Consider the following 17,985-nt stretch of genomic DNA (forward strand, 5'->3'; position numbering starts at 1 on the left):
TAATTTCGATTTTTAGTAGGTTTTTATTTTAAATTAAACTCTTTGGTTTCTTTAAAAGGAGATAAATCTATTTTCTCAACTTCAATCTTATATTCTTTCCAATCTTTATCAAAGAAAGCATTGGTTTTTTCTAGTGCTGGTTTTAGTGCTTCTTTAAATTGAATAATTAATTGTTTTTCTGTAGAAGTTTGTTCTCCAAATCTACTATTAACGTATCTGCTAGCTATTCCTAAACGTTGCGTAACATTCATTTCAGGGTTTCGTGTAATACCCTGTCTTTTGTCTACCTTACCCAAATAAACAGCTAAAAGTGTATCTATTTTCTGAACAATATCTTTAGAGTCTTTAATTGATTCTTTGTAAAGTTTTTTGTTTTCTTTAGATAGTTTTTGACTGAAACTGTTTGCAATATTTTTACTCTCAACCAGCTGTTTTACCACATCAGCTATGATTTTTTGTTGAGATTCTAAGCCTTTAGCTGTTGTATATTTTTGATCGATTGCGTTTTGAGAAATACGAAGTCTAGGGTCAAATTTTACGGTAATGTTTTGTTCTGATATTTGGTTACCAAACGTAGCTTTTATTCTATAGGTTCCAGGTTTTACTCGAACACCTATAGGTTCTCTTTTTTGCTTCCTGATAGTCCTAGAAGGTCTGGTAACTCCTTTTTCACTCATAAACCAAACACCTTTATGAATACCATTTTCTTTGGGAGTTTTTCTTTTAAGGGTTCTAATAAGTCTGTTACCATCAAACACCTCAAATTTGATAGAATCCCATTTTATGGTATTCTCGTCTTCTTTTTTAATAGAATTTTTGTCTTTTACTTTAGGTTTTTTTGTTGATTTTGGTTTGTTTACATAAAACTGAACCAAAGCACCACGATCTCTATTCGTTCCATTAAACATAGCATCAGCCCCAAATCGGCTACCAGTGGGTTGTTGGTATGCTGCTTGATATGCTGTTGGTGGTGTGAATAACTCAATATTTTTGGTAAGAATATTTTTGTCTTTAGCTAAAGCTCTTAATGGACGAATGTCATCTAACACCCAAGCAGCTCTGCCAAAAGTACCAATAACCAAATCGTGTTCTCTTGGGTGAATTACTAAATCTTTTACAGGAACAGTAGGGAAGCCTTCCGTCCATTTCGTCCATTTTTTTCCTGCGTTTAAAGAAATATATAAACCATCATCAGTTCCTAAGAACAATAAATTTGGCTCAATTGGGTCTTCAATAATACATTGTGTAAAGCTTCTTACGTCATTTTCATCAACAATACGTTCCCAAGTTGTTCCATAATTTTTAGTTCTGTAAGCATAAGGTTTATAGTTAAAACGACGATAATCGTTCGCAACTAGTAAAGCTTCTCCTTTATTTTTGTTAGATGCTTTTATTTGTGTAATCCAACTATTTTCAGGTAAACCTTTCAAGTTTTTGGCAACATTTGTCCAAGTTGTACCTCCATTTTTAGTAATATGTACTTGTCCATCATCCGTAGCAGCCCATAACATATCTTTTTCAATAGGAGATGGCTCAATAACTAAAATGGTACAATGGTTTTCTGCACCGGTTGCATCCATGGTTAATCCACCACTTTCAGACTGTTTGAGTTTACTTTTATCATTTGTAGTTAAGTCTGGAGAAATAACCTTCCATGTTAACCCTTTATCGGTTGATTTATGCACAAACTGACTTCCAAAATATAGTGTGGAATTATCAAAAGGATCAATATTGATAGCAGCATTCCAATTGAAGCGTAGTTTTACATCGGCATCAGGATGTGTTGGACGAACGGTATAATTATTACCTGTTTTGTAATCGTAACGAGATACATATCCTTGTTGACTCATAGACCAACCATAACGCGAGTTGTCTTTGTCAGGAATTACATCAAAACCATCACCAAAGCTAATTTCTTGCCAATAAGAATTACGAATTCCTTGGGCTTTCCATACATAAGCAGGTCCACGCCAAGAGCCATTATCTTGCATACCGCCATAAACGTTGTAAGGAAATTCATTATCAACATTAACATGATAAAATTGTGCAACAGGTAAGTTACCAATAAAACGCCAAGTTTTACCTCCATCTTTAGTTATGTTTAGTCCTCCATCATTTCCATCAATCATAAATTTTCCGTTTTTAGAGTGAATCCACCAAGCGTGATGATCTGGGTGAATACCATTATTAGCACCATACGCAGGCATGAGTTGTTTAAAGTTTTTTCCACCATCAATAGAAACATTCACATAGGTGAAAACAGTATATAATTTGTATTCATTTTGAGGGTCTACATAAATTTCTGAATAGTAAAAAGGTCGATTTCCAATCCCTTTTTTGTCGTTGATTTTTTTCCAAGAAAAACCACCATCCTCACTTTTGTATAAGGCATTCTTTTTTGCTTCTACCAAAGCATACACAGTATTTGGGTTTGAAGGAGCGATTGCAACACCAATTCTACCTAGCTCTCCTTTAGGGAAGCCTTCTTTTTCGGTGATTTTTTTCCAGTTTTCACCACCGTCATGGGTAATGTATAATCCGCTTCCTTCACCTCCAGATTTAAAAAACCAAGGGTCACGTTTGTGTTCCCACATGGCTGCTATTAGCTTATTGGGATTGGATGGATCCATAATTAAATCGGCAGCACCAGTTTTGTTATTGTTGAATAAAATTTGTTTCCAAGTTTTACCACCGTCGGTAGTTTTGTATACACCACGTTCTTTATGTTCACCCCAAGGAGACCCAATAGCACCTACATATACAATATCTGGATTGTTAGGGTGTATCACTACACGGTGTATATGACGTGTTCTTTCTAATCCCATCGATTTCCACGATCTACCACCATCCAGAGATTTGAAAATTCCGTAACCACCATTTAAACTATTACGAGGATTTCCTTCACCTGTTCCCGCCCAAATTACGCTAGGATTGGATTGTTGTATAGCTAAAGCACCAATAGAAGCAGTTACTTCTTTATCAAAAATAGGTTCCCATTTAATACCTCCTGAAGTTGACTTCCAAATTCCTCCAGAAGCAGTCCCCACAAACATAATATCAGGATTAGATTCTACTACATCAATAGCAGTAACACGTCCGCTCATACCACCAGGACCAATATTTCTTGGTTTCATGTTTTTGACTAAGTCCATAGAAAACTCTTGTGAAAAAACAGCACAAGAGAAGGTTATAAATAGTAGATAAAAAAGGTTTTTCATAATAGTTAGTTGCTTGTAATTTAAGTTTGTACAATGTACAAAATAGAAAACGCCCAATAAAATTGGACGTTTTTTTTAACAAGTTCTTAAGATTTGTTGTTATTCTTCTTTTTTTTGGGGTTCCCTTTTGGCTTCTTTAAGTGTTTGCATAAGCATCCATTCAATCTGCCCATTGGTAGATCGAAACTCATCAGAAGCCCATTTTTCAATGGCTTTTAACATTTCTTCATTAATACGGAGTGCAAAAGCTTTCTTTTTTGCCATGTTGTGTTTTATAATAGTGTTTTTTTGAAACGCAAAAATGGTTACAAAAATACAATTTCAAAATTCTTTTAATTTATAGTAAAGAGCTCATAAAAATTAAGATATATACTATGGTAATGGTTATAACTTGTGTCACGTTAATTGATTTTGTGTTAATAACTTAATGGTTTAAAGTACCAGCATTTACCACAGGAGAAGCTTCTTTGTCTCCACATAAAATAACTAATAAGTTACTAACCATAGCAGCTTTGCGTTCTTCGTCTAAATCAACAATCTCTTTTTTACTTAATTCTTCTAAAGCCATATCTACCATATCAACGGCACCTTGTACAATTTTATGACGCGCAGCAACAATAGCTGTTGCTTGTTGGCGTTTTAACATTGCACTTGCAATTTCTTGGGCATAGGCTAAATAACCAATTCGTGCTTCTAAAACTTCAATACCTGCAATGGCTAATCGTTCTTCTAACTCTTTTTCTAAAGCTTCACTTACTTCATTTACACTAGAACGTAGTGTAATATCTTCTTCGTGTCCCTCATCTGCGAAATTGTCGTATGGATACATACTGGCTAATTTTCGCACAGCAGCATCTGTTTGTACACGAACAAAATTCTCATAATTATCAACATCAAAAGCAGCTTTATACGTTTCAGTAACGCGCCATACTAAAATGGTACTTATCATTACTGGGTTTCCTAGTTTATCATTCACCTTTAAACGCTCACTATCAAAATTACTAGCCCTTAACGAAACAGTTTTCTTTTTGTATAATGGATTAGCCCAGTATAAACCATTTTGTTTTACAGTACCTACATATTTACCGAAGAATAATAGAACTTTTGAAGAATTAGGGTTCACTAAAATGAAACCTAAGGCCAAAATAAATGCTAATACAGAGATTAATATAAATATTGGGTTTTCGTTTTTTACTGTTAGAGAGATTCCGCCAATAAAAAGAATAAGTACAATAAAAAACATTATGTACCCATTTGCTGGTTTGATAATTTTTTCTGCTTTCATGTTTGTTTTATTTGAATTGATATTAAAATGATATCATAAAGATATAAATTAAATTTTGTTAAATCCAAATTTTTGATGATTATATTTTATAATTTAGCTTCCGATTATAATTTAAACCATTCATGAAAACAAAATTTTTAATAGTACTAGTTGCATTGTTAGTGAGTATTTCATCAATTGCTAATAACGAAGATGTTTGGGGACCAACGGGTCACAGAGCTACTGGGAAAATTGCAGAAAAACATTTGACTAAGAAAGCTAGAAAGAAAATTGAAAAATTACTACAAGGTGAGAGCTTAGCATTTGTATCTACTTTTGCAGATGAAATAAAATCTGATAGAAAGAAATATGGAAAGTTTTACACTTGGCATTATGTAAACATGCCATTAGATGCTCGTTATGAAGATACTGAAAAAAATCCGAAAGGAGATATGATTACTGGTATAGAGCAATGTGTAAAAGTATTAAAAGATGAAAATAGTTCAATTGAAGACAAACGTTTTTACTTAAAGATGTTAGTACACTTGGTAGGTGATTTACATCAACCCATGCATGTTGGACAAAAAGAAGATTTAGGAGGCAATAAAATTCAGGTTCAGTGGCATGGAAAAGGCTCTAACTTACATAGAGTATGGGATGAGGATTTAATTAATAAGTGGGATATGAGTTATATTGAGTTAGCTGATAATGCAAGAGATTTATCTAAAGAACAAATCAAATTAATTCAAAAAGGAACTGTGGTTGATTGGTTACATGATACACATAAGATTACTAAAGAGGTGTACAAGTCTGCTGAAGTAGGAGAGAATTTACGCTACCGTTATTCGTATGTATATTTTCCTGTAGTTAGAGAACAGTTACAAAAAGGAGGTTTACGTTTAGCTAAATTACTGAATGAAATTTTTTGTTAGTACAACAAATAAAGGATAATAAGAAGGGCTCGGAGATTGTATTTCCGAGCTTTTTTCTTGTTAATATTTAGTTAATTCTATCTTTTTAATGTGATAAACAGTTAATTTTGAGAGAAATCGTTTTAAAAATGTTTAGAAGTAAATTCTTACTCATAATTATAGTAATTGCTCTTTTTAGTGGAACAATAGCTAAAGCTCAGGTTAAGAAAATAACCAAAAAAAGTAAAATAACTACGTTAAATTACGAAGAGCTAAAACCGTTTTTACATAAAAATAATGATAAAACGTATGTAGTTAACTTTTGGGCTACATGGTGTATGCCTTGTGTAAAAGAACTACCTGCTTTTGAAAAACTTTATAAGAAATATAAAGATAAAAATGTTGAGGTTGTTTTGGTAAGTTTAGATTTTTCTAAGCAAAAAGAAACAAACCTTATACCATTTATCCAAAAGAAAAAACTACAATCTAAAATACTTCATTTTGAAGATTCAAATGAGCAGTTTTGGATTAGAGATATTGCAGAAAACTGGTCAGGTTCAATACCAGCAACCTTAATTTACAATAGTCAAAAGAGAAAGTTTTACGAACGAACTTTTAGCTATGTGGAATTACAAAACGAATTACAAACTTTTTTAAACTAAATAATTATGAAGACAATTAAAATAATATTGATGTTATTGGTGGTGGCATCTATTTCAGCATTTGCTAGTGATAACTCTAGAGGTTATAAAGTAGGAGATGAAGCTTCTGATTTTACATTAAAAAATATAGATGATAAAATGGTTTCTTTGGCAGATTATAAAGACGCAAAAGGATTTATTGTTGTGTTTACATGTAATATGTGTCCGTATTCTGTAGCTAATGAAGATAGATTAATTGCTTTAGATAAAAAATATAAGAAGAAAGGCTTTCCTGTCATAGCCATTAACCCGAATGATCCAGAAGTATGAAAAGGAGACAGTTTTGAAGCAATGAAAGTACGAGCCAAAGAAAAAGGATTTACATTCCCTTACTTGTTTGATGAAGGACAAAAGGTATATCCAAAATACGGAGCAACTAAGACACCTCATGTATATATTTTAAACAAAAAGAATGATAAATTAATTGTAGAATATATTGGAGCTATTGATGATAGTTCACGTAATGAAGCAAATGTAAAAGAACGTTTTGTTGAAAATGCGGTTAATGCTTTGTTAAAAGGGAAAAAACCAACAAAAACTGATACAAGAGCAATAGGTTGCTCTATTAAAGATAAAAGAAACTGGTAATTGAATATAAAGATTAAAAAGCATGATAAATCTCGCGGATTATGTGAGATTTTGTCTATTAGTATTATTTATTACCTAATTTTATAATCAATCGTAAAATGAAACCAAGAAAATAATGAAGAAATTATTACTATCACTATTATTTATCAGTGCTACATTAACAGCTCAAACTGTCGATTTGAGTTATTATTTACCAAAAGGTATTTCCTATAATCAAAGCATACCTACACCAAAATCTGTTTTAGGGCACGAAATAGGGGAGTGGCATGTAACACATGATAAGTTGGTGGAATATATGAAAGCATTGGCAGCATCTTCAAATAGGGTAACACTTGAAAATAGAGGAACAACTTATGAAGGAAGACCTTTAGTGTTACTAACAATTACGTCTTCTAAAAATCATCAAAATTTAGAAGCAATACGAGAAAAGCATATAAAAGCAACAAACAATGCTTCTGTAGATGTTTCTAATAGCCCAATTGTAGTGTATCAAGGTTTTTCAATTCATGGAAACGAAGCAAGTGGTTCAAATGCAGCGTTGGCAGCAGCCTATTATTTAGCATCAGCAGAAGGACAGAAAATAGATGAGTTACTAAATAATTCGGTAATTCTTTTTGATCCAGCAATGAACCCAGATGGTTTGCAACGTTTTGCCTATTGGGCAAATACAAATAAAGCAAATAATATCAATCCTGATCCGAATGATAGAGAATATCATGAAGTTTGGCCAGGTGGAAGAACAAATCACTATTGGTTTGACATGAATCGCGATTGGTTGCCAGTTCAATTACCTGAGAGTAGAGCACGAATTAAAACATTCCATAAGTGGTTGCCTAATATTTTAACCGATCATCATGAAATGGGAACGAATTCAACCTTCTTTTTCCAACCAGGAATTCCGAGTAGAACAAACCCGTTAACTCCAAAAATGAATCAAGAGTTAACAAAAGAAATTGCTACCTATCACGCAAAAGCATTTGATAAAATTGGGTCAACCTATTATTCAGAAGAAAGTTTTGATGATTTTTACTATGGAAAAGGGTCAACCTTTCCAGATATCAATGGAAGTATCGGAATTTTGTTTGAGCAAGGAAGTTCTCGTGGACATGCACAAGAAAGTGAAAACGGAATACTAACTTTTCCATTTACAATTCGGAATCAGTTTACAGCAGCATTATCAACGCTGGAAGCTGCTAAAAACATGCGATCTAAAATCTTACAATACCAACAAGATTTTTATAAAAACTCGAGGGGTTCAAAAACGAATAAGGTTATTGTATTTGGTGATGAGAAAGATGCAATGAAAACAAATCACTTAGCTGAGGTTTTACAACGTCATCAAATTAAACTTCATGAATTGAAAGAAGATTTTGTATCGAAAGGTAAACGTTTCAAAAAAGGATATAGCTATGTAGTGCCAATGAATCAAAAAAATCATCGATTGGTAAAAGCAATGTTTGATGTACGAACTACATTTAAAGACAGTTTGTTTTATGACGTATCTGCTTGGACCTTTAATTATGCTTTTGGAGTTGATTATGCGGATAATGTATCATTGTCGAAAGCAGGAGCTGAGGTGACTCAATTACAACCAAAACAAGGAATAATTCAACAGAAAAGTAGTGTGGGATATTTATTTCCTTGGAATGAATACAATACACCAAAAGTGTTAAATACGATTTTAGAAAAAGGTTTACGAGCGAAGGTAGCGATGAAAAAGTTTGTAAACGATGGCAATTCGTACGACTACGGAACTATTTTTATTCCAGCTCAAAATCAAAAATTAAATGGAAATGAATTATTTGATTTCTTAGGCACAGTAGCGAATGAAAATCATATTGCAATTAAAGGAGTTTCTACAGGGTTGAATGAAGGAATTGATTTAGGAAGTAGAAATTTTGAAGCTGTAAAACAACAAAAAGTAGCGATGTTGGTTGGAAATGGAGTAACAAGTTATGATGCAGGAGAAATTTGGCATTTGTTAGATCAACGTTACGATATGAAACTAACAAAGTTAGATACACAGTACGCTACAAGAGTTAACCTTGATAAGTATACGACGATTATTGTTCCGAATAGTCGCTCACTTGATAAAAACTTAGTAGAGAAACTAAAAGTATGGGTTCGTAATGGAGGAGTGTTAGTCGGATATAGAAATGCAGTAAATTGGCTGTCTAATAAAGGGTTTGTAAATGTAAAGTTTAATAAAACGAAGATAGATTCTGTTAATAATGTATCGTTTGAAAAGCGTTCGTTACAATCGGGAGCGCAAGTAATAGGAGGAGCCATTTTTGAAGCTAAGATTGATCGTTCACATCCAATCAATTTTGGATACAAAAACGATAAGATAGCTTTGTTTAGAAACACCAAGCAATTCATTCAAGCGGATGCAAAAAGTTTTAACAATCCAATTCAATACACGAATAATCCGTTATTGAGTGGTTATATTTCAAAAGAGAACTTAAAGGAATTGAAAAACACTGTTCCGTTTAAAGTCCAGCGATTAGGGAGTGGTAGAGTGATTGTTTTTACAGACAATACCAATTTTAGAGGTTTTTGGTTTGGAACTAATAAGTTATTAATGAACGCTATTTTCTTTGGAAAGTTGATGTAGAAGGAGTTTAAGTGTAACAAAATCCTAATTAACTCCCCGCTAGCGCGAGCATCCTGCTCGTGACGGTATGAGTAAGAATAAATAAGGAAAGAGTAAAAAATAGAATATAAAAAATGAGTAGAAAATATAAATTTCATAACGAATCAGCAGCATACTTTATAAGTTTTGCTACGGTGTATTGGTTAGATATTTTTACTCGACAAGTATATTTTAATGTCTTAGAAGAAAGTATAGAATATTGTAGAAAAGAAAAAGGCATGGAAGTATTTGCCTATTGTTTTATGCCTAGTCATGTTCATTTAATATTTAGAGCAAAAGAAGAAAACCCATCAGAGTTATTAAGAGACTTTAAAGGTTTTACAGCAAGAAAGTTGATTAAAACAATAGAACAACATCCACAAGAGAGCAGAAAAGAATGGTTACTATGGATGCTAGAAAGAGCAGGAAGTAAAAAGAGTAATGTTAAAAAGCATCAATTTTGGCAACAACATAATAAACCAATAGAATTATGGAGTGAAAAAGTAATACAACAAAAGATAGATTATATACATAACAATCCTGTTGAGAGTGGTTTTGTAACAAATGCTGTAGATTGGAAATATAGTAGTGCAAGAAATTATCAAGACGATCAAACAGTTTTAGAGATAGATATATGAGAAGAGAAGTTAAATTGAGTAAAGAAGACACAAGCGAGACGCTTGCGCCAGCGGGGGTCTGGATTATTGTTATTACCTATTGGAGCATATTTTCAAATAAAAGATAATGAAGAGCATGGTACAACTATTTATGTGCCAAATAGATTAGAAGGAATAAAATTTTTTTTAAAAATTTTCACAAAAAAATAAGCTAAAACTTAGTCAAAATAGAATTATAAAAATAATAATCACTTCACTTGTTATGATGGAGCTTGTTTTCAATATTAAAATAAGTGTAACAAATTTCTAATTAACTCGTCTTTTAAGTATACTAACTAAAAAAGTACTATGAGTTTATTAAGAGTTTTATTAGCAATATTTTTTCCACCATTGGCAGTGATAGGTAAAGGTTGTGGATCAATTATAATAGTGTTTTTACTAACACTTTGTGGATGGGTTCCAGGAGTTATTGCAGCGCTAATTATATTAAACAATCCAAATTAGTTTTGTGTAATGTAGCAATTTGGTAATTTGAAAATGTATCAATTAAAAACTCCAATTTGATGAAATCAAATTGGAGTTTTTCTATAGTCTCTTCTCGATATTCTATTTTCTCACTTCTAAGTTTCCTATTCAAGAACTTCTTCTATAATTTTTCCAGAACATCCATTAGGGAATTCTATCTGTAATAAATTAGAGATGGTAGGAGCTATGTCTACAATTTCATATTTCTTTTTAGAAACACCTTGCTTAATTCCGTTTCCATAAAAAATCATCGGAATGTGTGTGTCGTATGAGTACCCAGAACCATGCGTAGTTCCTTTTCTAGAGCTACTAGCAATAGTTGACGGATTAGGGATTAAAATAACATCACCCGAAAACTTTTGATTGTAACCGTTTTGTAAAACATGTAAAACTCCGTTTGTAAACGTAGTAGTCTGCATGGTTCTAGCAGTTACCGATTTATAAATTTTTTTATGATTAATAGCTTCATCAGCAATAGTTTGTGCTACATTCTCGTAATTAAGGCTTAATTCTTTAATTTTATCTTTATTTAAGAAAACTTGAAAGTTAGAAACATTTTCAATAATCTCGTCAGATTTAAAATGCTTTAAAGTAATCTCATTTAAAAAGTTTTTAAAAGTTACAGGTTTTATATAACCCGCAGGGATTTTTAAAGATTCTAAGTATGAAGGAACTTGAACCGCAGCATGATCTGCAGTTAAGAATAAGGTGTAATTACCTTTTCCAACCTGTGTGTCTAAAAACTTGAATAACTCTGCTAAATCTTGATCTAGACGTAAATAAGTATCTTCAATTTCTTTAGAAGCTACTCCAAATTGATGTCCAACATAATCAGTTGAAGAATAGCTAACAGCTAAAAAGTCAGTGTACTCAGATTTTCCTAAGTTTTCACCAACGATAGCTGCTTTAGCAAAATCGGTTGTGATAGAATTACCAGCAGGAATCCCTTTTATTATACTGTAATTGTTATTGCTTTTTCTTAGAGTAGGGATGTCGTGAGGAAAAACTGGTTTTTCTTCCCCTTTGAAAGTTACTTCAAAGTTATTATCATCATCAATGCTTTGTGTATACGTACTAATATCATATAAAGTATCCCATGGTTTACTTAAATATTCGTCAGCTTTCCCAGAAGTGTTGAACTCTTGTACCCAAGTAGGTAATTCATTCAAATAAAAAGAAGAAGAAATCCACTGACCTTTATCACCACCATCAAACCAGTAAGCAGCATTTGCTGTGTGACCTGCTGGCAAAATAGCAGAACGGTCTTTTATAGCAATACCAACGGTTTTACCATTCATGTTTTGCGCTAGTTTTAGCTGATCAGTAACAGTTGTAGTTAACATTCTATAAGGAGATTTTTTACCTCCATCGCTATCATTACCAATAGTATTGTAGTTATTATCATCAACACAATAAATAGATTTTTTTACATATTTATCGTACCAATAATTACCAATAATTCCATGGTGTGTTGGTGTAGTTCCTGTGTAAATAGAAGTATGCCCCACAGCTGTGTAGGTAGGAATATAATTGTAGTGAGCATTTTCTAAAGAATACCCTTCCCTTAGTAAACGTTTAAAACCATCATTTCCATATCTATTAGCAAATCGAGTTAGGTAATCGTAACGCATTTGGTCAATAACAACACCAACTACTAGTTTTGGTTTTTGAGTAGTTGTTTTTTTATTAACAGAGCAGCTCGTTAAACATATTATAGCTGCTAAAAAAGCTATTTTTCTCATTTTGTTTTTTGAAAATTAAAACCCAAAGGTACATAAAAAGCAAGCTAAAACTTGTAAATAAGGCGATGAGTTAATGGTTTTTTAATACTTTAGCAAAAAAGAAAATATATTTCGTTTGATGAATTACATTGAGCATATAGGTAAATACTTTGTAATGCTAAAACAGGTTTTCTCTAAACCTCAAAGAGCAAGAGTATTCCGTGAAGCTTTGTTTAGAGAAATAGATGAGTTAGGGCATAAGTCGATAGGAATTATCGCTTTTATCTCATTTTTTATTGGAGGAGTAATTGCCTTACAAACCGCTTTGAATTTAGAAAGTCCGTTTATACCAAAATCATTGATTGGTTTTGCTGCAAAACGATCTGTGATTTTAGAATTTGCACCAACGTTTTGTTCTATTATTTTAGCAGGAAAAGTAGGTTCGTATATAACTTCAAGTATTGGAACCATGCGTGTTACTGAGCAAATTGATGCACTTGAAGTAATGGGGATTAACTCACTAAACTATTTAGTGCTGCCTAAAATAATAGCAACTGTTTTCTTTTATCCATTTTTAATAATTTTAGGAATGTTTTTAGGGATTTTTGGAGGATGGGTAGCTGGTGTTTTATCAGGATTGTTTTCAGGGGCAGATTATATTGCAGGAGTTCAATTAGATTTTGACCCGTTTTTGATTACTTATGCATTGATTAAAACAATAGTTTTTGCCTTTTTAATTGCTACGGTACCTTCATACCACGGATATTATGTAAAAGGAGGTTCGTTAGAAGTTGGTAAAGCAAGTACACAGTCGGTTGTGTGGACAACGGTACTTATTGTAATAGCCAACTATTTCTTAACCCAAATGTTATTAACCTAATGATAAAAGTAAATAATTTACATAAAGGCTTTAGTGGAGTTGAGATTTTAAAAGGAATTACAACCTCGTTTAAACCAGGAGAAACAAGTTTAATTATTGGGCAGAGTGGTTCTGGTAAAACAGTGTTTTTAAAATCATTAATTGGTTTGCATACACCCGAAGAAGGAACAATTGTTTATGACGGACTAGCTAATGTTGATATGACGATAGAAGATAGACGTCAATTTCGACAAGAATTAGGAATGGTATTCCAAGGAAGTGCTTTGTTCGATTCACAAACAGTGGAAGAAAATGTAATGTTTCCTTTAAAGATGTTTACAAAGCAACCTGAAAGTGAAATGCTAGACAGAGTAAACTTTGTTTTAAATCGTGTAAACTTAGAGAACTCGAATAAAAAATTTCCAGCAGAGTTATCTGGAGGAATGCAAAAGCGTGTGGCAATTGCACGTGCGATTGTAATGAATCCTAAATATTTATTTTGTGATGAACCAAATTCAGGATTGGATCCACAAACGTCTATTGTTATTGACAACCTAATTCAAGAAATTACTGATGAATATCAAATTACTACAGTAATAAATACACACGACATGAATTCGGTAATGGAAATAGGAGATAAGATTGTTTTTCTTAAAAATGGAGTCAAAGCATGGGAAGGATCACATAAAGAAATCTTCAAAACAGATAATGAAGCAGTGGTAGATTTTGTGTATTCATCTAATTTATTTAAAAAAGTAAGAAAAGCATACTTAAATGATGTTTAGGTAACTTTCTGTTAATTAAGAGGTAACAAAAAACGTTAAAAATTTTTCAAAAAAACTTCTAAAAAATGTTTGTGGGAACAATAAAAGCTTCTATATTTGCACCCGCAAACGCAGAAAAGCAAAAGCAAAAAATGACCGGGTAGCTCAGTTGGTAGAGCATCTCCCTTTTAAGGAGAGGGTCCTGGGTTCGAGCCCCAGCCCGGTCACTAGTAAAGCTTCTCGATTTTACTGAGAAGCTTTTTTTTAAAGGTTTTGGGGAGATTCCAGAGCGGCCAAATGGGACGGACTGTAACTCCGTTGTCTTACGACTTCGCAGGTTCGAATCCTGCTCTCCCCACGAAAACTCAATCATAACGATTGAGTTTTTTTGTTTTTAATATTTTTTTGTTTAATATTTTTTATGTTTAATTAAACAAAATATGTATTTTTGTTAAAACTTAAATATTTTGATATGAAAAAAGTGTTGATATTCTTAGTTTTACTTCAGTCTTTCGCTGTTGTATCTCAAAATAGCGGGGAAATTTCAGGGAAGGTTATTGATTCTAAAACAAGAGAAGTGCTTCCTTTTGTAAATATTTTAGTATACGGAACAGAAATAGGAACAGTTTCAAATGAAAATGGAGAGTTTGTATTGAATAATGTTCCTTTGGGGTATAATAAAATACAGGCTTCGTTTGTCGGCTATAAGACGTTAATTTCTGATGAGTATTTAGTTACTAAAGATAATTCGCCATATATAACCTTAGAATTGATTGAAGATGCAACACAGTTAAAAGAAGTTCAAATACAAGTACCATTATTTAAAGAGTCTGTAGATAGTCCATTATCACTTCAAAGTTTGGGTATAGCAGAAATAGAAAAAAACCCTGGAGGAAATAGAGATGTCTTAAAGGTTATTCAATCTTTTCCAGGAGTAGCTTCTAATCCTGGATTTAGAAATGATATTATTATTAGAGGTGGAGCAACCTCTGAAAATAAATTTTATTTAGATGGAATTGAAGTTCCTGTAATAAACCACTTCCAAACACAAGGCGCAACTGGTGGACCAGTAGGGATTATGAATGCAGATTTAATTCGTAAGGTAGACTTTTATTCAAGTGCATTTCCAGCAAATAGAGGTAACTCTTTAAGTTCTGTTATAGAATTTACTCAAAAAAGAGGAAATCCAAATTCACTAAATACGAGAGCAACTATTGGAACATCAGATGCAGGAATAACCTTAGATGGTCCATTAGGGAAGAATACGACTTTTATGTTTTCTGCCCGTCAATCGTATTTACAGTTTTTATTTAAGTTGATAAAACTACCTTTTTTACCGACATACAGCGATTTTCAAGTAAATGTTAAATCACAATTATCAAAGAACAGTGAATTATCAATAGTTGTTTTGGGAGCTATTGATGATTTTGAAATAAATAAAGAGGTAAATGATGGTGAAACAGATTTAGAAACAATAAAGAGAAATAAAGTTATTTTAAATGCTGTTCCCGTGAATAGCCAATGGAATTATACAGTAGGAGCAAGTTATAAGTACTTTGCACAAAACTCGACACACTTAGTTGTATTAAGTAGAAATGAATGGAAAAACAAGGCAGTAAAGTATTTTTTTAATGAAGAAATACCAGCAAACCTATTGTTAGATTATTCATCTAAAGAAATAGAAAACAAATTACGATATGAAAATAGCTTTGAAACTGTTAACAAAATTGATTTTAACTTAGGTTTTAATCTAGAAACAGCGAGGTATACGAATAGTAATTATCAAAAAAATGCTAATTCAGATGGAGTTATTATTTATGATTTTAATTCAGCCATAGACTTTGTGAAATATGGAGTTTTCGGACAAGTATCAAAAAGATATTTAGATGAAAAGTTAGGAGTTTCTTTTGGTTTTAGAATGGACGGAATTGATTACAATTCAGAAATGAAAAATCCATTTAACCAATTTTCACCACGATTGTCGTTAAGTTATAATTTATCTGAAAAATGGACGGTGAGTTCCTCAGTTGGACGTTACTATCAATTACCATCTTATACAGTATTAGGATATAAAAACGATATAGGAGAGTTTGAGAATAAAAATGGATTGAAGTATATACAATCAGACCATTTTGTAAGCGGATTGAGTTATAAGCCTGATACAAGCTCAAAAATAACTTTTGAAGGGTTTTACAAAGGATATAAAAATTATCCATTTTCGTTAAGAAACCAGATAAGTCTAGCAAATCTAGGTGCTGATTTTGGTATTATAGGAAACGAAGCAGTGAGTTCAACATCTGAAGGGCGAGCGTATGGTTTTGAGTTATTAGCTCAAAAGAAATCGTATAGTGGACTGTATGGAATAGCGTCGTATACTTTTGTAAGAAGTGAATTTAAAGGCGCGCAAGGAGTCTATATTCCCTCAACCTGGGATAATAAACACCTATTAACAATTACAGCAGGTAAAAAATTAAACAGAAACTGGGAAATAGGAACGAAATTTCGATTAGTTGGAGGAAAACCTTATACACCATACGATTTAGATGCTTCTTCTTTAAAAGATAATTATGATGTGCAAAACGGCGGAATTTTAGATTATACCAAACTTAACACAGAAAGATTAGATACGTATACACAACTAGATATACGTGTAGATAAAACATGGTTCTTAAAAAAAGCAGCCATAAACCTATATTTAGATGTTCAAAATATATATGCTAGTAGCTCTAAACAGCAACCATTTTTATTACCTATTGAAGATGGGAATGGAAGAGTAACAAATCCTAACGATAGTTCAAGATATTTACTGGAAGAAGTAGAAAGCACAACAGGGAGAGCTTTACCTCGTATAGGTGTTATTGTAGATTTTTAACACTTTTCAAGTTTAATAATCTTTTAAAAAGAGTAAATTGCTAGCTTAAATTATCATAAGATTTTTAAATATGAAAAAAATTCTATTAGGAGCAGCATTCACTTTTTTAAGTATAACTTCAACTTTAGCACAAGAATATCAGTTTTCTACAGTAAAAGATATTGAAGATACTGAAGTAAAAAGTCAAGGAAGAACAGGAACATGTTGGAGTTTTTCTACAACCTCTTTTTTAGAATCGGAAATTATCAGATTAACAGGTAAAAATATTGATTTATCTGAAATGTACACGGTTCGTAACACCTATTCTGAGAAAGCAAATAATTATCTATATCGCCAAGGAAAAGCACAATTTAGCGAAGGAGGTTTAGCGCATGATGTAATTAACTCTGTAGAAAAATACGGATTAGTACCTGAGCAAGTTTTTACAGGTTTAGATTTGGGACAAGATAGACACAATCATGCTGAAATGATTGCGGTGTTAAAATCAATGTTGGATGCTTATATCAAAAATCCAGCAGGAGAATTAAGTCCAAAGTGGAAACAATCAGTAGAAAGTGTTTTGAATGTGTACTTAGGAAAAAATAAAGAAGAGTTTACTTTCGAAGGAAAAAAATATACTCCCAAATCTTTTGCAGAATATGTAAAGGTTGATCCTTCAAATTATGTAACGATCAGTTCTTTTGAGCATGCAAAAAAATATGACCAATTCATTTTAAATATTCCAGATAATTTTTCAAATGGAGCATTTTATAATGTTTCTTTAGATGAGTTAGTTGCAGTAACAGAAGACGCAATTAAAAAAGGATATACAGTAGAGTTAGATTGTGATGTTTCAGAAAAAACATTTTCATCAAAAAACGGAGTAGCAGTAATTCCTGCAAGTAGCACAGAAAATGAAAAAGCATTAACCGAAATAGTAGAAGAAAGAACTGTTACACCAAGTTTACGTCAAGCAGAATTTGAAAACTTTAACACAACCGATGATCACTTAATGCATATTGTAGGTTTGGTAAAAGATCAAAAAGGAAATACTTACTTTAAAGTAAAGAATTCTTGGGGTAAAAATCAAGGAAACAAAGGGTATGTATATATGTCAGTCCCTTATTTTAAATTAAAAACAATATCTGTTTTATTACATAAAGATGCAGTTTCACCGAATTTAAAAAGTAAGTTAAAGATTTAATAGTTTTAAACTTTACTATAAAAATTAGTAGAACTTCAATAATAAAAATAGGGTTTTGGACAATATTCCAAAGCCCTATTTTTTTGATTTTTCAGCCAAATATGGTTTACATCTATCTTAATAACCTACT

Annotated in this window: 13 protein-coding genes, 2 tRNA genes and 1 pseudogene; 12 read left to right on the forward strand and 4 right to left on the reverse strand. The window is 32.1% G+C overall.

Features of this window, described 5'->3' with window-relative positions:
* Positions 1-23 precede the first annotated feature (23 nt).
* From MK851_RS07625 to MK851_RS07635, 3 genes are all read right to left on the reverse strand, one after another.
* Positions 24-3,218 carry a VPS10 domain-containing protein gene (locus MK851_RS07625; protein ID WP_320242875.1) on the reverse strand — a complete coding sequence of 1,065 codons (3,195 nt, stop codon included), beginning with the start codon at positions 3,216-3,218 and terminating at the stop codon, positions 24-26.
* Between the two features lie 99 nt (positions 3,219-3,317).
* Positions 3,318-3,482, reverse strand: coding sequence for an Arc family DNA-binding protein (locus tag MK851_RS07630; RefSeq protein WP_303508479.1), 165 nt, complete (start codon positions 3,480-3,482; stop codon positions 3,318-3,320).
* Positions 3,483-3,642: 160 nt separating this feature from the next.
* Entirely contained in the window at positions 3,643-4,503 is an 861-nt protein-coding gene (locus MK851_RS07635) for an SPFH domain-containing protein (RefSeq protein WP_303508477.1), read from the reverse strand.
* Between the two features lie 122 nt (positions 4,504-4,625).
* On the opposite strand from MK851_RS07635, the gene MK851_RS07640 reads away from it, so the two are divergent.
* The 6 genes and pseudogenes from MK851_RS07640 to MK851_RS07665 all read left to right on the forward strand — a co-directional run bounded on the left by MK851_RS07640 (position 4,626) and on the right by MK851_RS07665 (position 10,435).
* Positions 4,626-5,414, forward strand: a complete 789-nt coding sequence (locus tag MK851_RS07640; RefSeq protein ID WP_303508474.1) for a S1/P1 nuclease — start codon at positions 4,626-4,628, stop codon at positions 5,412-5,414.
* Between the two features lie 128 nt (positions 5,415-5,542).
* Complete coding sequence (locus MK851_RS07645) at positions 5,543-6,055, forward strand: TlpA family protein disulfide reductase (protein WP_320242880.1); 513 nt, start codon at positions 5,543-5,545, stop codon at positions 6,053-6,055.
* Positions 6,056-6,061: 6 nt separating this feature from the next.
* Positions 6,062-6,682, forward strand: a pseudogene (locus MK851_RS07650) (thioredoxin family protein).
* A 115-nt stretch (positions 6,683-6,797) separates the two neighbouring features.
* The gene (locus MK851_RS07655; RefSeq protein ID WP_320242882.1) at positions 6,798-9,296 is read left to right on the forward strand and encodes a M14 family metallopeptidase; all 2,499 of its coding nucleotides are present in this window, start codon (positions 6,798-6,800) and stop codon (positions 9,294-9,296) included.
* 113 nt (positions 9,297-9,409) lie between these two features.
* Complete coding sequence (locus tag MK851_RS07660) at positions 9,410-9,952, forward strand: REP-associated tyrosine transposase (RefSeq protein WP_320242883.1); 543 nt, start codon at positions 9,410-9,412, stop codon at positions 9,950-9,952.
* A 327-nt stretch (positions 9,953-10,279) separates the two neighbouring features.
* The gene (locus tag MK851_RS07665; RefSeq protein ID WP_073184478.1) at positions 10,280-10,435 is read left to right on the forward strand and encodes a YqaE/Pmp3 family membrane protein; all 156 of its coding nucleotides are present in this window, start codon (positions 10,280-10,282) and stop codon (positions 10,433-10,435) included.
* 125 nt (positions 10,436-10,560) lie between these two features.
* Here MK851_RS07665 and pafA read toward each other — a convergent pair whose 3' ends face one another.
* Positions 10,561-12,198: an alkaline phosphatase PafA gene (pafA, locus tag MK851_RS07670; RefSeq protein ID WP_320242889.1), complete on the reverse strand. Its 1,638-nt coding sequence runs from the start codon at positions 12,196-12,198 to the stop codon at positions 10,561-10,563.
* A 118-nt stretch (positions 12,199-12,316) separates the two neighbouring features.
* Between pafA and MK851_RS07675 the strand changes: the two genes are divergently transcribed.
* From MK851_RS07675 to MK851_RS07700, 6 genes are all read left to right on the forward strand, one after another.
* Entirely contained in the window at positions 12,317-13,057 is a 741-nt protein-coding gene (locus MK851_RS07675) for an MlaE family ABC transporter permease (protein ID WP_115900487.1), read from the forward strand.
* Positions 13,057-13,821 (forward strand): ABC transporter ATP-binding protein, encoded by a 765-nt coding sequence (locus MK851_RS07680; RefSeq protein ID WP_320242891.1) that lies wholly within the window; start codon positions 13,057-13,059, stop codon positions 13,819-13,821. Before MK851_RS07675 ends, MK851_RS07680 begins: the two co-directional genes overlap by 1 nt.
* A 133-nt stretch (positions 13,822-13,954) precedes the next feature.
* Positions 13,955-14,027: transfer RNA gene (locus MK851_RS07685), tRNA-Lys, on the forward strand.
* A 48-nt stretch (positions 14,028-14,075) separates the two neighbouring features.
* Positions 14,076-14,158: transfer RNA gene (locus tag MK851_RS07690), tRNA-Tyr, on the forward strand.
* Positions 14,159-14,272: 114 nt separating this feature from the next.
* Positions 14,273-16,672 (forward strand): TonB-dependent receptor, encoded by a 2,400-nt coding sequence (locus tag MK851_RS07695; protein ID WP_320242893.1) that lies wholly within the window; start codon positions 14,273-14,275, stop codon positions 16,670-16,672.
* Between the two features lie 70 nt (positions 16,673-16,742).
* Entirely contained in the window at positions 16,743-17,855 is a 1,113-nt protein-coding gene (locus MK851_RS07700) for an aminopeptidase C (protein WP_320242896.1), read from the forward strand.
* The last annotated feature ends 130 nt before the right edge of the window (positions 17,856-17,985 follow it).

It is taken from the genome of Tenacibaculum sp. 1B UA, from assembly GCF_033978845.1.
In the GTDB taxonomy this organism is placed as follows: Bacteria; Bacteroidota; Bacteroidia; order Flavobacteriales; family Flavobacteriaceae; genus Polaribacter.

Bases quoted from the DNA above. Each gene is read 5' to 3' on its own strand.
- MK851_RS07625 (WP_320242875.1), bottom strand. From the start codon at position 3,218: ATGAAAAACCTTTTTTATCTACTATTTATAACCTTCTCTTGTGCTGTT.
- MK851_RS07630 (WP_303508479.1), bottom strand. From the start codon at position 3,482: ATGGCAAAAAAGAAAGCTTTTGCACTCCGTATTAATGAAGAAATGTTA.
- MK851_RS07635 (WP_303508477.1), bottom strand. From the start codon at position 4,503: ATGAAAGCAGAAAAAATTATCAAACCAGCAAATGGGTACATAATGTTT.
- MK851_RS07640 (WP_303508474.1), top strand. From the start codon at position 4,626: ATGAAAACAAAATTTTTAATAGTACTAGTTGCATTGTTAGTGAGTATT.
- MK851_RS07645 (WP_320242880.1), top strand. From the start codon at position 5,543: ATGTTTAGAAGTAAATTCTTACTCATAATTATAGTAATTGCTCTTTTT.
- MK851_RS07655 (WP_320242882.1), top strand. From the start codon at position 6,798: ATGAAGAAATTATTACTATCACTATTATTTATCAGTGCTACATTAACA.
- MK851_RS07660 (WP_320242883.1), top strand. From the start codon at position 9,410: ATGAGTAGAAAATATAAATTTCATAACGAATCAGCAGCATACTTTATA.
- MK851_RS07665 (WP_073184478.1), top strand. From the start codon at position 10,280: ATGAGTTTATTAAGAGTTTTATTAGCAATATTTTTTCCACCATTGGCA.
- pafA (WP_320242889.1), bottom strand. From the start codon at position 12,198: ATGAGAAAAATAGCTTTTTTAGCAGCTATAATATGTTTAACGAGCTGC.
- MK851_RS07675 (WP_115900487.1), top strand. From the start codon at position 12,317: ATGAATTACATTGAGCATATAGGTAAATACTTTGTAATGCTAAAACAG.
- MK851_RS07680 (WP_320242891.1), top strand. From the start codon at position 13,057: ATGATAAAAGTAAATAATTTACATAAAGGCTTTAGTGGAGTTGAGATT.
- MK851_RS07695 (WP_320242893.1), top strand. From the start codon at position 14,273: ATGAAAAAAGTGTTGATATTCTTAGTTTTACTTCAGTCTTTCGCTGTT.
- MK851_RS07700 (WP_320242896.1), top strand. From the start codon at position 16,743: ATGAAAAAAATTCTATTAGGAGCAGCATTCACTTTTTTAAGTATAACT.